This window comes from Rhizobium leguminosarum (genome assembly GCF_002953715.1).
GTDB lineage: Bacteria > Pseudomonadota > Alphaproteobacteria > Rhizobiales > Rhizobiaceae > Rhizobium > Rhizobium leguminosarum_V.
The window spans coordinates 4575001-4590997 of the sequence record NZ_CP025012.1; the positions used below are offsets into that span (position 1 = coordinate 4575001).

Sequence of the window (15997 nt, forward strand, 5' to 3'; positions counted from 1 at the left end):
CCAGTGGCAATTGTGATTAAAGTGGAACGCTCTGGAAAGTGCGGCCGTAGTGGGTGACAGCCCCGTACGCGTAGATATCATGATTGTCCTAGAGTAGGGCGGGACACGAGAAATCCTGTCTGAACATGGGGAGACCACTCTCCAAGCCTAAGTACTCGTGCATGACCGATAGCGAACAAGTACCGTGAGGGAAAGGTGAAAAGCACCCCGACAAGGGGAGTGAAATAGAACCTGAAACCGGATGCCTACAAACAGTCGGAGCCCGCAAGGGTGACGGCGTACCTTTTGTATAATGGGTCAACGACTTAGTGTAACAAGCAAGCTTAAGCCGGTAGGTGTAGGCGAAGCGAAAGCGAGTCTGAATAGGGCGATTTAGTTTGTTGCATTAGACCCGAAACCGAGTGATCTAGCCATGAGCAGGTTGAAGGTTGGGTAACACCAACTGGAGGACCGAACCCGCATCTGTTGCAATAGATTGGGATGACTTGTGGCTAGGGGTGAAAGGCCAATCAAACTCGGAAATAGCTGGTTCTCCGCGAAATCTATTTAGGTAGAGCGTCGAGCGAATACCCCCGGGGGTAGAGCACTGGATGGGCTATGGGGACTCACCGTCTTACTGATCCTAACCAAACTCCGAATACCGGGGAGTACTACTCGGCAGACACACGGCGGGTGCTAACGTCCGTCGTGAAAAGGGCAACAACCCTAACCTCCAGCTAAGGTCCCCAAGTCATGGCTAAGTGGGAAAGGATGTGAGGATCCCAAAACAACCAGGATGTTGGCTTAGAAGCAGCCATCATTTAAAGAAAGCGTAACAGCTCACTGGTCTAAATAAGGGTCTTTGCGCCGAAAATGTAACGGGGCTGAAGCCATGCACCGAAGCTGAGGATTTGCGAGCAATCGCAAGTGGTAGCGGAGCGTTCCGTAAGCTGATGAAGGGAGACCCGTGAGGGCTCCTGGAGGTATCGGAAGTGCGAATGTTGACATGAGTAACGATAAAGAGGGTGAGAGACCCTCTCGCCGAAAGACCAAGGGTTCCTGCTTAAAGTTAATCTGAGCAGGGTTAGCCGGCCCCTAAGGCGAGGCAGAAATGCGTAGTCGATGGGAACCACGTTAATATTCGTGGGCCTGGTGGTAGTGACGGATTGCACAAGTTGTTCATTCTTATTGGATTGGATGGGCAGCGGAGCGGTTCCAGGAAATAGCTCCACCGTATAGACCGTACCCGAAACCGACACAGGTGGTCAGGTAGAGTATACCAAGGCGCTTGAGAGAACTATGTTGAAGGAACTCGGCAAATTGCACGCGTAACTTCGGAAGAAGCGTGACCCCATGCTAGGCAACTATTATGGGGTGGCACAGACCAGGGGGTAGCGACTGTTTATCAAAAACACAGGGCTCTGCGAAGTCGCAAGACGACGTATAGGGTCTGACGCCTGCCCGGTGCTGGAAGGTTAAGAGGAGAGGTGCAAGCTTTGAATCGAAGCCCCAGTAAACGGCGGCCGTAACTATAACGGTCCTAAGGTAGCGAAATTCCTTGTCGGGTAAGTTCCGACCTGCACGAATGGCGTAACGACTTCCCCGCTGTCTCCAACATAGACTCAGTGAAATTGAATTCCCCGTGAAGATGCGGGGTTCCTGCGGTCAGACGGAAAGACCCCGTGCACCTTTACTATAGCTTTACACTGGCATTCGTGTCGGCATGTGTAGGATAGGTGGTAGGCTTTGAAGCGGGGACGCCAGTTTCCGTGGAGCCATCCTTGAAATACCACCCTTATCGTCATGGATGTCTAACCGCGGCCCGTTATCCGGGTCCGGGACAGTGTATGGTGGGTAGTTTGACTGGGGCGGTCGCCTCCGAAAGAGTAACGGAGGCGCGCGATGGTGGGCTCAGACCGGTCGGAAATCGGTCGTCGAGTGCAATGGCATAAGCCCGCCTGACTGCGAGACTGACAAGTCGAGCAGAGACGAAAGTCGGTCATAGTGATCCGGTGGTCCCGCGTGGAAGGGCCATCGCTCAACGGATAAAAGGTACGCCGGGGATAACAGGCTGATGACCCCCAAGAGTCCATATCGACGGGGTTGTTTGGCACCTCGATGTCGGCTCATCGCATCCTGGGGCTGGAGCAGGTCCCAAGGGTTTGGCTGTTCGCCAATTAAAGCGGTACGTGAGCTGGGTTCAGAACGTCGTGAGACAGTTCGGTCCCTATCTGCCGTGGGTGTAGGAATATTGACAGGATCTGTCCCTAGTACGAGAGGACCGGGATGGACATATCTCTGGTGGACCTGTTGTCCTGCCAAGGGCATAGCAGGGTAGCTATATATGGACGGGATAACCGCTGAAGGCATCTAAGCGGGAAACCCACCTGAAAACGAGTATTCCCTATCAGAGCCGTGGAAGACGACCACGTTGATAGGCCGGGTGTGGAAGTGCGGCAACGCATGAAGCTTACCGGTACTAATAGCTCGATCGGCTTGATCGTTCTCATTGACTATGCTCATCGAACTCCCGGCAAACACATCGTGTTTGTCCGGATCGATGTGCCAGACCTTTGTCCTGACGCGCCAATGGCGCTGCGGACGGCCCGCCAAACGATTGGCGACGGCCTCTGGCCTGTATGGGTGCCACAAGCACCCGCAGCCGGAAGAGATCGAAAGACGTGTTCAAAAAAGAAAACAGGCTAACGCCTGCCAGCTTCTCAAAACATATAGTTGCGCTTTGCCGACCTGGTGGTTATGGCGGGGTGGCTGCACCCGTTCCCTTTCCGAACACGGCCGTGAAACGCCCCTGCGCCCATGGTACTTCGTCTTAAGACGCGGGAGAGTAGGTCGCTGCCAGGTCTGCAAAACGCAACTAATCAATCTTCTCATCACAACCTACGGCCCATGCCGTCACAAAAGGGCCGCTCACAAAGCGGCCTTTCGTGTTATAATACTGCAGCAAATCCCATCGATTTGCACATGGCGCGGGGTGGAGCAGCCCGGTAGCTCGTCAGGCTCATAACCTGAAGGCCGCAGGTTCAAATCCTGCCCCCGCAACCAAATCCTCTCTGAAGATCAGCAACTACCTTCTTATCGCTCGCGGAAAAGCTTCGCTTTCCCTGGCGATGGTAGCTCCTCGTTCGCAAAGCTCACCATAACCTGAAGGGTCCGAAGGACGGTTCAAATCCTGCCCCCGCAACCAAAATACATAAGACAATATGCAAAAGCCCGCCTCGTGCGGGCTTTTTGCGTTGCTGTTTTTGTGTCTAGAGTCTGGCATGCCGCGTAAGCGGAGAATCTCGTCAATGCAGACGCGGCCGGCGTCGCTCGCTGAGCTGCCGTCCCCGGTTCCAGCGGGCGATGGTCTCCGGCACGACGTCCGTCTTGCGTGCGGCGGGCTCGGCGAGCGAGCGCAGGCGTTCGAGGGCGGCACTCGCCTTGGCGGCATAATCGAGTGCGGCCGGATCGTCCGAATGCACGTCCTGGATCGCGGCGAAGACGGTCTCCGCCTCGGCCAGCCGTTTGCTGGCCGCAAGGGCGATACCGCGCTTGTAATGCGCCTGGATGAGATGCGGCCCGATCTCGCCGACCCGGCGGAAAGTCTCTGCGGCCTGCTCATATTGATGCAGGGCAAGCTGCGTGTCGCCAAGCCGCATCTGGATCGGCGTCGGATCGGGCGATTGCTCTACGAGAGCCTTGTAGGCAGCCAGTGCCTCCGTCAGCTTGCCTCGGTCAAACAGCAGATTGGCGAGCCCGAATTCCGCGCCGGTATGGCCTGGAGCCGATTGCAGGACCTGGTTGAAGGCGATCTCCGCCTTGCTCCGGGCTCCGTTGCGGTACATGTCGAGCGCCTGTTCATAGACGAAACGAATGCTGCGCGGGTTGAGCACACCATGCAGATTCTGGCCGTTGCGGGTGCGGAACAGGGTGCAGCTGATCCGCCTTTCCTCCGCCCCGAACATGTATTTATAGGGTTCGTTTCCACGCAGGAAGTCATAGGTTTTGAAGCCCTGCTCGATCGCCCGCCGGATGCAGTAGCCATGTAGGATGAGGCCGGGAGGCGGCGTCTTCCAGTTCTCGTCGCGGCCGGTGATATAGAAGAGAATGGCCTTCTTCTGCCGGTCGACGATATTCGCCAGCGCGCCGAGCGGCTGGTCGCCATGCCAAAACACCGGCACCTCGAGATTGCCGCAGTTGAAGCTGTCCATCAGCATCTCGCGCGTGGTGATGATCAGCCGCTCGGTCCGCTCCGCGCCTTTGCGGTCGCTCCATTTGATCCGCCAGAGATTGAAGAGGATGTCCATGTCCCGATCGATGGTCTCGGGAGTTGCCATCGTGATCCGGTAAATATCGTCGCCTTCGACCTTGCGCAGGAACCGCCGGAGCTTCTGGCGCGTTTGGCTGCTCATGCGCTGCTCGAGATAGTCGTCGAAGCTTGCCGGCAGGGGGACGATAGGACAGATCGTATTGTCGATATTCTCGCTGTTCTTGGGCGAGCTGTCGCGAAACAGCACCTCCCGTCCCCGCAGCGCCTCGATCATCTTCTCGCGCCGGGCGGCAGGACCGCTGAAATATTCGAGTTTCAGGTCGGTCCAGTTCTGATGTTTGAGAAACGAAGCAAAACCGGCAATGGCATGATGCTCGTAATCCGGCCTGACGATGAGACCGGTATAATCGGCCGCAAAATTCCCGGCCATCATGATCTCGTCGTAGAAGAGCCCGGTCTTCTCGTTCAGATGCGTGATGAGGCGCAGCGGAAAGAAGGCGACATAAGGTGCTTCGGGGTCGCGTTCGCGAAGAGCAAGGATGAACCAGCGGCGTCTGCGGGATAGGTAATTCTTCAGCCAGATCCAGGAGAGGAAATGCTGCGCGTCGGGATCTTCCATGAAGACCTGATCCCAGTTGTCGCGTACCGCCTCGAACCCGGCAATGGTGTCGATGATATCTATGCGCATGCCGCCCCCCAATACCCCATACGTCACTCGGGAGGTTTCATTCTAATGGGAAATACCGATCTTCAAATAAACCGTCCGGATGATTTGCAGGGCTTAAATGTGATTAGTCCTGAGCCGGCGCATAACCCAAAATCGCAATCGGTTTTTGGTAAAATCATGTACAGATTCAAAGTGATAGAGCGAACGCGTCCTGGAGGATGCTGCGCTTCAATGTATATCGCCCGAAAGTGTGCAGCGGTTTTGAGAACATGCACACATAAGGATTAGATCAGAGCTCACCGGCGATCTGCGGGCTCGCATGGATGAAGGCCCAGAGCGTCCGGCTGATGGCGACGATTTCGGCGATCGACTTTTCCAAAAGGTCGATCTCGCGTGCGTCCATCTGCTCGATCTTGCCGTAACGGATCTCCTTGTCGTCCTCGACGAGCCGCATCAGCTGCGTGCTCGAGATCTCTCCCTTATCGTCGAAGGAATAGATGCAGTGATTGTACTTGTTGCGTGTCTTGGATTCTTTCTTCAGCCGTGACATGGCCGAAAGGATCGCCTTGCGGTCGGAAGGAGAGGTCGAAGCGAGCTTGGAAAGCCGTTCGATGAGATCGATCCGGGCGCGCGTCGTGTTGAGCGTCAGGAACACGACGATTGCTGCTTCCTTTTCGACCCGGAGAAGATGGGCGATGATGTAGATCAGCAGGCTTTCGGTGTTCGTCCAGACATAGTTCAGACGGCCGACCCGCAGCAGGACATCGGACATCGCCGCCATGCTTGACCCTTTCTCCCCGGAGGGGATCCATCCCTCAAGGGATGGCATGTGGACATTACATCAGAACAACGGGCAAGTCCGCCATATTTACCGGACCGCCCACGCCGGATAGCGGGCGATCAGCGTTCCTTAAAAGCCCGGGACATGCTGTCGGTGATTGGTTTGCTCAGATATTCGAAGAAGGTGCGTTCCGACGTCTGGATCAGCACTTCGGCCGGCATACCGGGAACGGGATGGAAATTGTGCACCCGGGCAATCTCGGAATCAGCTATTGCGACGCGGACGATATAAACGTCCTTGACCGAAAGCCCCGAGTTTTCCTCGATCGAATCGGCTGAGACGTAGAACACCTTGCCCTGCAGAACAGGGGTCGTGCGCCGGTTGAGCGCCGTGAGGCGGATCGAGGCCGTCTCTCCCTCATGCAGCTGATCGATCGAGGTGCGCAGCACCTGCGCTTCCAGGATCAGCGGCACATGCGCCGGCAGGATCTCCATGATCGGCTTGCCTGTGGTGATGACACCGCCGGCTGTGTGAAAATAGGAGCGCACGACCGTGCCTGACACCGGTGAACGAATGGTGGTGCGTTCGAGCACGCCGGCGGCCTCGCGCATCTGTTCGCGCACGCTGTCCAAATCGGATTCGGCGGTCTCGAGCGCATCGAGTGCCGCCTGCTTGTTGGAATTGACGGCGATGACGGCTTCTTGACGGAATTTCGCGATCTCCGCCTCGCTCTCGTTGACCTCGCCGTTCAGGCGCGAAATGTCGCCCATCGCATCGGCGATCGCCCGCTCGATCGCCAGCAGATCCGTCCTGCGCATGTAGCCGACCTTCACCAGCCGGGCCTTGGAATCACGTTCCTCCGTCAGCAGCGACAGCTGCCTTTCGAAGGATTCCTTCTGGCCGGTATAGCCGGCAAAGCGGAATTCCAGCGACTGGATGTTCTTCTCGATCAGGTTGAGCTGTTCTTCGAGCTTGATCTGCTTGCTGTGGAAGACGACGTTCTGGCTCTGGATGATCGCGTTGATGTCGGGATCGCTCACCTCTTTCATCACGATATCGGGAAGTTGGAATTCGCGCAGGCCCTGCGCTTCGGCGCGGAGCCTCGCGACGACAGCTTCCAGGCGCAGACGGCGAAGCTGCAACATCCGCTCGTTCGAGCGGGATGCTGTGGGATCCAGGGTCAGCAGGATATCGCCTTCCTTGACCGTATCGCCTTCGCTGACGCGCATCTCCCTGATGATACCGCCTTCCAGGTGCTGGACGATCTTGTTGTTGCCGGTCGCGACGAAACTTCCCTGCGCGATGACGGCCGAAGCGAGCGGTGCCGTCGCCGCCCAGAACCCGAACCCTCCGAACGAGGTGAAGAGAACCGTCAGGCCAACGATGCTGTGCATACGGATCGAGCGCGGCACGTCGCTATACCATTCGAGCTGCACCGGACCTGATGTCTCCTGCCTTTTCCGTCCCATGTCGTTCATCCTTCGATGCGCGGTGCTTGTTGACCGTTATTGCCGTTGTTCTTGGAAAGCGCCTGCAGCACCTCGATCCTTTCTCCGAACATAGCGACAGTGCCCTCCTTGAGCACGAGGATCTTGTCGACGCATTGGAGAAGGGCTGGGCGCTGGGTGATGGTGACAGTGGTAATGCCCTGCTTCTTGGCATGGATCAGCGCCCTGGCAAGCGCTGCCTCGCCTTGTGTATCGAGGTTCGAATTCGGCTCGTCGAGGACGACGAATTTGGGGTTGCCGAAGAAGGCGCGGGCAAGCGCGATGCGCTGCTTCTGGCCGCCCGAAAGCGGAGCGCCATCGGCCGCCACGATGGTTTCGTAGCCCTGGGGGAAGCCTGCAATGAGCTCGTGCACGTCGGCCAGCACTGCGGCTTCGTAGATCTGATGATCATCGACGTCGTCGCGCATGCGGCAGATATTGGCCTTGATCGTACCGGGAAAGAGCTGCACGTCCTGCGGCAGATAGCCGATGCTTTCGCCGAACTGGCGCTGGTCCCAGTTGCGCAGATCCATCAGGTCGAGGCGAACATTTCCCGATGTCGGGACGATCGAGCCGACGAGCATCTTGCCGAGCGTCGTCTTGCCGGACCCGGAATTACCAATGATCGCGAGCGATTCCCCCTTCCTGAGCGAGAAGGAGATGCCGTTGAGAATGACCTTCTTCTGCGGCGGCGGCACGAAGAGAATGCGTTCGACATCGAGCCGGCCTTCGGGATTGGGAAGGCGCAGGCGCGGGAAGTTCAACGGGGAGTTCAAGAGCAGGCTCTTGATCCTGCCGTAGGCGGCGGCCGACCGGTTGAACTGGTGCCAGCCTTCGATGGCGCCTTCGATCGGCGCCAGCGCGCGTCCCGATATGATCGAAGAGGCAATCACCATGCCGCCCGTCAGCTCGCCCGAAAGCGACAGATGCGCGCCCCAGCCGAGCAGGGTGACCTGGGTGATCATGCGGCAGGCCTTCGATATGCCGGAGAAGATGATGTTGCGGTCCTGCGCCTCGACTTGTGATTTCAGCGAGCCCGCCGTTTCCCGGCCCCACATCTTCACGGCCTCGGGGATCATCGCCATTGCGTTGATGATCTGCGAATTGCGCGACATGGAATCGAGGTGGAAATTTGCCCGGCTGAGATAGCCGTTGGATTCGGCAAATTGCCGGGCGGTGAATTTCTGGTTCAGATAGGCGATCACGAAAAGCACCGCGCAGCAGGTCATGATGATGATGCCGAGATGCGGATGCACGAAATAGACGACGACCACGAAGAACGGCATCAGCGGCGCATCGAGAAACGCGATCAGCGTGCCGGATGTCAGGAAGCCCCGCAAAAGCTGCAGGTCCTGCAGCGTCTGATAATCCTTGCCGCTGCCATGCAGCGATGCCCTCGCCGCAGCGCTGAGGATCGGCGCGCCGAGCTGCACTTCGAGTTCCACCGCGGTGCGCATCAGGATGAAGCGCCGCACCGAATCCATGAAGGCCTGCAGCAGCACGGCGCCGATCACGGCGATCGAGAGCATGACGAGCGTATCGATGGAGCGGCTTGTCAGCACCCGGTCGGATATCTGGAAGAGATAGAGCGGGATTGCCAGCAGAAGGACGTTGATGGCGATCGTGAACATCATGACGACCACCATGTTGCGTCGCACCGCCGCCATGCCGCGCGAGAGGCTGGCGGCGAAATTCACAGGCTCGCTGCGCTTGTGAAAACCGCCGCCACTTCCTCCGCCCCCGCCCCCGTCGCCCCCGGGATCGGAATCCTTGCCGTTTCCGCCGCCGCCGGTGCGCAGCCGCCTGTCGTTTTCGCTGATCGGACCGCTTTCGCCGTCGATGGTCTTGCCGAAGGGCATCGTCGGGCTCGATTTGAGCTCGGTCTTCTCTTTCGGCAGTTCCGGGGCCACCCGCGCTTCGATCCGCGGTTCGGCCGGTGCTTCCACCGGTTTTGCTGTCGACGGGCTCTGCGCCACCGCGGCAGGAGGCGCTGTTTTCACGTTCGAGGCTTCCGGCGTCACCGTTTTTTGCGTCAGGGGCGGCTGAGTTGTACTTGCGCCTCCGATATCGGCAGCCTCGCGTGCCGCAACTTCGACCGTCGCCTTGCCGCCATCGGGAGACGAAGCAACGGCGCCGCTGAGCCTGCGAAGATTCTCGACCGCCTGGTCGATCGCGGAGATGCACACATCGCTCATCGCACCGTCCGAGGGGGCAGCGGAAGGAATATTGCCCGACCTGAGATCGAGGGCGCTGCCTGCCGCAAAGATTTGTTTTGAAATCTGGTTCATCGTGGTTCCTCCGCAATACTCAAGGTCACGCGACCATGGCTTGCATTACATCGGCGGGGTGCGCCGACGACCCTGAAAAATCATGTCCGGCATTGATGACGCCGTCCGCGGAATCGCTGCCCGCCGGATCGTCATTATCGAGAAAGGCAATGACTTCGTTGGCGAGCCTGTCGTCGGCCGGCTGCGGCTCGGTCGTGTCATGCTCCACCAGCCCGCCCTGAATGAGGATGGCGTCTGAATAGAGCTGGCCTGCCAGATAGGTCGTCTGGCCGAAACTGTCGTAGTCGACGATCTCGGCGATGTTGATGACCGCATTGCTGCCTGTGTCGATCGTAACCGTTGCATCGGGATTGTTGTCGAGGATGGCCGATGCCGCCTGAGTCACATCATCGGAATCGCCGAGAATGCTGACCTGCTTTATGATCGTCATGTCGTAGAGATTGCCGGTGATGTAGAGCACGTTGAGACCGGCATATCCCTGGAAATTCACATCGAACGACAGGCCTTCCGGCATATTGGGATCGCGATCTTCGATCGCCTTCTGCGCCTCGACCATATAGTCAGGCATGGCCGCGAAGGGGCTGTCCGTCCCGACATTGTGGATCGAGGCGAAATTCCAGATCAGGTTGTTGCCGGTCTGGATGTCGGCGCCGGGATCAACGCCGTCTTCTGCCCGCACCCAGTCATTGTCGTAGAGCAGCGAGATCTGCGTGATGCTGTTGATGTCGAGCACATTGCCGCCGATGATCACCAGATCATACTGCATGCCCATCCCGAAAAAGGAGGAGAAGTTGATGGAGGTATTGCCGCCCGTCAGAACCGTGGCTTCGGATCCCGAGGTGGTTACCGTCATCGTGTCGTTGTCGCTGACGAAGTGATATTGCTCGATCCACTGTACGAAGGAAACGTCGCCATCGATGACGCTGACGCGCCAGCTGTTCGGGAACGTCGGCTCGGCAGCATCGCTGTCGGCGTGGCTCGATGCCTCGAAGGTGCTGTGTTCGAAGAGGGCGATATTCTTGGCGACCGTTCCCGCCTCCTCGGCCGAATGGCCAGATGCGTGCAGCGCCGAGGCGATCTCGTCGTGATCGCTGTAGACGAAGGCCTGGGAGATCGCGTCGATCTGGTGGTAGTTGCCCATCACCGCGGTGACCGAAGTAATGACGCCGGTGTTGATCACCGCGGCGACGTTGACAAGGAGATTTGCACCGGCGGTCACATCAAGGCTACTGCCGCTGGGATCTGTCTGTTCGACGGACGAATTGCTGTCGTCGGGTTCTTCCTGGAGCTTGGCGAGGCCGCGGTCGGGCAGGAAGTCGTCGAGGACGGGTATATCGGTCTCGGCCTTGCCATTGACGTAGACGATGGGGCCGTCGCCCGCGGGATGGGTGGTGACGAAATGATGAGTCGCGTCGGTGCTGGGCGAGGTTGCCCCGCTGTCCTCGGTCTTCTGGGCATTCTGGATATAGCTTTCGATATCCTCGGCGATCTTCAGGGCGCCATCATAGGTATCTGTCCGGTGCAGGCTCGCAAAAGGCGTGAAGATCTCGGCCTCGGTGCTGAAATCCGCGAGCCGCTCGATGACGAAACTCGTGTCTCGAAGGGGATGGACGCCGTCCGTCATATCCAGATAATCGTCGTCGTAGAGGACGTTGACCTGGAGGACATGACTGATCGCCGAACCAGGCCCGGCAAAGACCGTCAGTTCCGGCTCATCCGTGAGCACGATATCCGTCGGCTCGCCGAAATGCGGTAGCGGGATGTCCTTTCCGGCAATCGCCGCCAGCTTCTCGAGGCTCTCCTCGAAGACGCGGCCGAAATGGCGCGTCGGACCATATTCGATGTCGTAGCTGCCGCTTTTGTAAACGACGCCCGGATCGTAGTCCTTGAGCTGGAGATCGGAAGAGAAGGCGGCGGTAAAGGCATCCTGATCCGGCAGAACGGGCCCATCCGAGCCCGGTCCTGCGCCCTCGGCATAGTTGGTGCGCAGCCTCATCTCGTCGGTCGTCATCTCGAAGAGACCGATGAAGTGCGCAATGATTTCCGAAATCTTCTCGATATGCATGGTTCGGCCCTCCCATTCGAGATGACGATCGGCCTTGGAGGCGCCCGCCGGGAGCCGTCATGTGGTCGTCAAATCGTTTTCAAGCAGTCAAACTGCACCGGCTTGAGCCGGTGCAGTTCTCTTGGTCGTTGGAGGTCAGTGTCAGGTGCTGGTATCCTCGCCGACGTCGGAGACATGAGAATTGCCGCCGATGACGCTGGAGTCGACCGTATTGCTGAGCAGGTTCGCGCCCTGAACGAGCTCGAGGTGGAAGCCGGAATTGGCAAGGATCGCCGAAGCATCGGCCGCGCTCGAGCCAGTGGCATCGTCGCCAGCCTTGAGATCCCAGCCTTTGCCGTCCATCTCCATGCCTTCTGCACTATCGGCGTCGCCGCCATCGGCCTTCAGATGGTTCTCGGCCCCGCCATTGTCCATCTTGATGTTCCAGGCCTGGTCCTGGTCGGCCAGATGGTTTGCCTGGACGGCGCTGAAGCCGCTGTCGTTGCCCTCGCCGGACAGCGAATTGTTGAGGATGCTGTCAACGTCGAGCGTGAAGGAGAAGTCGTCGCCGAGGTTGAAGGTGAGGTCGTGGCCGGCAACGCCGAGATTGTCGAAGTCCTTGACGTCTTCGATGACAGCGAAGTCGGTATCCGTCTTGTTGAAGCTGTCGGAGGTGTTGTTGCTGTCGGAGACCGTCTTGGTATCCGTATCCGTAATGGTCTTGATGTCGGTGTCTGTCACCGTCTTCGTATCGGTGTCCGTGATCGTCTTGGTGTCGGTGTCGTTGTCGCTGTACGACTTACTGTCATAGCTCCAGTCGTAGTCGTTATTGGAGTCGGTAATCGTCGTGGTCTTGGTGCTCGTATCGTCGTCGGACTTGTAGCTCCAGTCATATTCGTTGTCGCGGTTGTCGCCATTATTGGCGGCAACATCGATTTCCGCCTTGACGTCCACGTCGACGCTGTTGTCGGTATTATCGCGATTGTCGCCATTGGCGACGCCGCCGACATAACCGGTCGAGCCGTCGTCAACTTCAGTTGAATTGATAGCACTGTTGGCAAAGCCGTCGGCAAGCGCCCCGACCTTGGTGATTTCGGTGTCAGACACTGCAGTCCTCCAGAAAAAACCGGAGCAGCTTTTCGAAATCCCTCTCATCTCAAATGGGATTTTGCTCGCGCTCGCTCCGATGCGGTTAACATCGGCAGATGTATTCGATACTTGTCATCTGCAGCTTCGTCGCGATTTGTTGATCAAATCGTTGGTATTGGGAACGTACGCACTCAGTACAAGGCCGCACATATCCGGCTCCACATCCTGAGGAGGATAAGGAGTATTCAGGCTTGCTTTTCGTTGAGTTGCCCTAAATGGAGGCCAGGTATCAAAAACGCATGACAATACCTGGTTTTTCCATGTCGCCACTTGGACGACGATCACAGATTGCTGGAAAAAATGCGGATCCGATAGATATCAATTCGGGCTAAGGCGGATCTGCCATGCCCGGCTAGCCCTGGATAGCCCCTGTCGTTGGAGCGTTAGGATCTCTTCGGCGGGAGCGTCGGCGGGCAACGAGAATCCGGGGCTCCCGGCGTTCGCTGCCGGGTCGAGGGGCACACCTCTCGATGTTTCCCCATCCTGTATCCGGCCACCCCGCATGACGAAATTATGACAATCTGTACTGAAATATTACATTGAGCCGATCATCTATAGTCAGAGCAAATATAGCCTCGAAGTATATATCGAAGTGAAAATACAACCAAGGCATTGTATCGTATCGTTTTTCCTCCGCTAAAACTAATCACTTTGGGCCATTTCCTTCCTTCTCAATCCGTATTAACATAATTAAGAAATGTCTAAAAAATAAAGCGGTGACACACGGGATCGGCATTTCATACTATATAATACCCGCCATCGCTCCACGTTTGAGTAAAGTGTAACGCTAGGGGAGGCGTATATGTTCATGACAGGGTCTGGGATGGAGAATGCGGACCAAGGAAGGAAGTTAAATTCGTCTGGAGATACTATACTAGTCGTAGCCAAGGCGGATCTATTTTCAGAATGCATGGTAGAAGCACTGGCAAAGAAATTTCCAAACTGTGAAGTAGCAAGCATAACGAGCACAAAGCCGATGCTGGAAAAAGATACCAGTGATATGAAGCTCGTTTTATTCTATCATATACCCGGCCCTGAGCTTCATGAAGCGCTGCAGGCGGCCCGCGAAAACCACCCGGAAACCTCGATCGGACTCGTCGTCGAAGCTATCGACATGCTCGAGCCCTATGTCAGCCGACTGGTGGAGGCAAGGATCATCGATGGCGTCCTGCCGCTCAACCTCCGGCTCGATGTCTTCATGGCCGCTGTGGATTTGCTGATGAAGGGCGGCGAACATTTTCCGTCAGCCCTTCTCAACCGTCTCAACAACAAGAACGCCCAGCTGGAACCTTCGCTCTACCAGACAAAATCGGTCGATGCGGCCCGCAACAATGCGCTCAAGCTGAGACGCGACAGTATCTCCGCTTTGACCACCCGGGAGGTTCAGATCCTGGATCTCATATGCAAGGGCACGCAGAACAAGATCATCGCCGACAAGCTGCATCTTTCGGAAAACACCGTGAAGGTTCACGTCCGCAACATCTACAAGAAGATGAACGTCCGAAACCGCACGGAAGCGGCATCCCGCTTCTTCAATGAGCATCCCGCCGGCGAAGACGATATGTCCGGCCGGTGGCGCAATTGATGTAACGATCTGTTTTGCTTCAGATAGAAGGGCGCGCAAAGCAGCGCGACTTCTGTCCGAAGCCGCTTGGGGAGCAGATATAAGGCGCTGAGCCGTGATAGGCGACAGTGCGGGCCGTTACCCCGGCCGGGCGCTCGGCGTGATTTTCCGGATAGGCATAGGCCTTGGAGACGCGCGGCGCCTCGACCACGACGATATTCTTCTTCGCGACGACGATATCGTCATCAACGACCGTGCAAGCCGTTTGTGCGATCGCCATAAGCGCCGTTCCCCAGATGAACATCGCCAAGCGAAGACGCCGGCCTTTCAGCTGCGCTGGATCTTGTATTTTCACCATGGCCAAAACCCCTCGCATATGGCGCTTCCGGATGCAAGACCGGCCGTGCCGTTGAGCGCGGTCGATCACCCGCCTTCCTCCGTATATTAGCTGCATTGAGTGAAGCTTGAGCGGCGGATGCGAGGCCTAGTGGCGTAAAGCGTTGAAAGTGATTAATCATTTGTTACTTTGAAGAATACTTGCGTAATTACTTTGGATAGCTGGAATTTTTAAAGTTGACCTTGGCGACGGTCGTTGTATTATTTGAATAGTAATTCGGTATCCGAAGAGTAATTCCAAAGTTATTCATGAGATGACGCTCAGTTCAGTGAATATCCAGAGCGGATAACGGAGGCATGCAGTGCATAAATAAATCAAAAGACTAAATACATGGGAAGGAGTTTGTAATGCGTAGTTTCGTTCCCAACGAAGGCTATTCTGAAGTGTCAGGTATACCGGTGCTCCAAGGGCGACGCACCGTTCTGGTGAATGGCGGGGGCGGCTTCCTCGGTTCACATCTCTGCGAAAGGCTCCTGCAGCACGGCCACAGCGTCATATGCCTCGATAATTTTTCGACCGGCCGCCGTGCGAATGTCGATCATCTTGCATCGAACACCCGCTTCCGCATCGTCGAGCACGATGTTCGCCAGCCCTTCGATATCGACGCGTCGCTCATCTTCAACTTCGCCTCCCCCGCCTCTCCGCCTGATTATCAGCGGGATCCTGTGGGAACGCTGCTCACCAATGTGCTCGGCGCCGTCAACACCCTTGATTGCGCGCGAAAGACCGGTGCGATCGTCGTCCAGTCGTCGACGTCGGAGGTCTATGGCGACCCGAACCAGAGCCCGCAGCACGAATCCTATTGCGGAAATGTCAACCCGATCGGACCGCGCGGCTGTTACGACGAAGGCAAGCGCAGCGCCGAAACCCTGTTTTTCGACTATCACAGGACTTACGGCGTCGACATCAAGGTCGGCCGCATCTTCAATACCTACGGGCCGCGCATGCGCCTGGACGACGGACGGGTGGTTTCAAATTTCATCGTGCAGGCCCTGCGCAACGCCGATCTGACGATCTATGGCGATGGTCAGCAGACCCGATCTTTCTGCTATGTCGACGATCTCGTCGAGGGTTTCCTGCGTTTCTCGGCTGCCGGCAGCGCTTGCAACGGCCCGATCAACCTCGGCAATCCAGCCGAAATGACCGTACGACGCCTTGCGGAAATCATTCGGGACCTGACGAACTCGCGTTCCCGGATCGTCCACCTGCCTGCGGTCACCGACGACCCTCGTCAGCGGCGGCCGGATATTTCCCGGGCCATGGCCGATCTTGGCTGGCAGCCCCGCATCGGGCTCGAAACCGGCCTGGCTCGCACCGTCGAATATTTCGACGGATTGCTGGCCGGCACAGAGAAGGCGGAGGTCGTATGAG

At 57.3% G+C, this 15997-nt stretch carries 9 protein-coding genes, 1 tRNA gene and 2 rRNA genes (1 of these 12 cut by a window edge); 5 read left to right on the forward strand and 7 right to left on the reverse strand.

What is annotated here, in order from left to right:
- The 3 genes from CUJ84_RS22635 to CUJ84_RS22645 all read left to right on the forward strand — a co-directional run.
- Positions 1-2483, forward strand: a 23S ribosomal RNA gene (locus CUJ84_RS22635) (it extends 332 nt beyond the left edge of the window).
- A gap of 243 nt (positions 2484-2726) precedes the next feature.
- A 5S ribosomal RNA gene (gene rrf, locus CUJ84_RS22640) occupies positions 2727-2841 on the forward strand.
- A 124-nt stretch (positions 2842-2965) separates the two neighbouring features.
- Positions 2966-3042: transfer RNA gene (locus CUJ84_RS22645), tRNA-Met, on the forward strand.
- A 242-nt stretch (positions 3043-3284) separates the two neighbouring features.
- On the opposite strand, the gene CUJ84_RS22650 is transcribed toward CUJ84_RS22645, so the two are convergent.
- From CUJ84_RS22650 to CUJ84_RS22675, 6 genes are all read right to left on the reverse strand, one after another.
- Positions 3285-4937, reverse strand: a complete 1653-nt coding sequence (locus tag CUJ84_RS22650; RefSeq protein WP_105008283.1) for a GNAT family N-acetyltransferase — start codon at positions 4935-4937, stop codon at positions 3285-3287.
- A gap of 268 nt (positions 4938-5205) precedes the next feature.
- Positions 5206-5697 carry a hypothetical protein gene (locus CUJ84_RS22655; protein ID WP_018244207.1) on the reverse strand — a complete coding sequence of 164 codons (492 nt, stop codon included), beginning with the start codon at positions 5695-5697 and terminating at the stop codon, positions 5206-5208.
- Between the two features lie 119 nt (positions 5698-5816).
- Positions 5817-7166 (reverse strand): HlyD family type I secretion periplasmic adaptor subunit, encoded by a 1350-nt coding sequence (locus CUJ84_RS22660; RefSeq protein ID WP_027682286.1) that lies wholly within the window; start codon positions 7164-7166, stop codon positions 5817-5819.
- A gap of 5 nt (positions 7167-7171) precedes the next feature.
- Entirely contained in the window at positions 7172-9472 is a 2301-nt protein-coding gene (locus CUJ84_RS22665; protein WP_027682285.1) for a type I secretion system permease/ATPase, read from the reverse strand.
- A 25-nt stretch (positions 9473-9497) separates the two neighbouring features.
- On the reverse strand, positions 9498-11537 hold the full coding sequence (locus tag CUJ84_RS22670; protein WP_105007808.1) for a hypothetical protein: 2040 nt from the start codon (positions 11535-11537) through the stop codon (positions 9498-9500).
- A gap of 141 nt (positions 11538-11678) precedes the next feature.
- Entirely contained in the window at positions 11679-12623 is a 945-nt protein-coding gene (locus tag CUJ84_RS22675; RefSeq protein ID WP_245457502.1) for a fibrinogen-binding protein, read from the reverse strand.
- 844 nt (positions 12624-13467) lie between these two features.
- Between CUJ84_RS22675 and CUJ84_RS22685 the strand changes: the two genes are divergently transcribed.
- The gene (locus CUJ84_RS22685; RefSeq protein WP_027682282.1) at positions 13468-14250 is read left to right on the forward strand and encodes a helix-turn-helix transcriptional regulator; all 783 of its coding nucleotides are present in this window, start codon (positions 13468-13470) and stop codon (positions 14248-14250) included.
- Between the two features lie 19 nt (positions 14251-14269).
- On the opposite strand, the gene CUJ84_RS22690 is transcribed toward CUJ84_RS22685, so the two are convergent.
- The gene (locus CUJ84_RS22690) at positions 14270-14587 is read right to left on the reverse strand and encodes a hypothetical protein (RefSeq protein ID WP_105007810.1); all 318 of its coding nucleotides are present in this window, start codon (positions 14585-14587) and stop codon (positions 14270-14272) included.
- A 386-nt stretch (positions 14588-14973) separates the two neighbouring features.
- Here CUJ84_RS22690 and CUJ84_RS22695 point away from each other — a divergent pair, with 386 nt between their 5' ends.
- Entirely contained in the window at positions 14974-15996 is a 1023-nt protein-coding gene (locus CUJ84_RS22695) for a UDP-glucuronic acid decarboxylase family protein (RefSeq protein ID WP_105007811.1), read from the forward strand.
- The last annotated feature ends 1 nt before the right edge of the window (position 15997 follow it).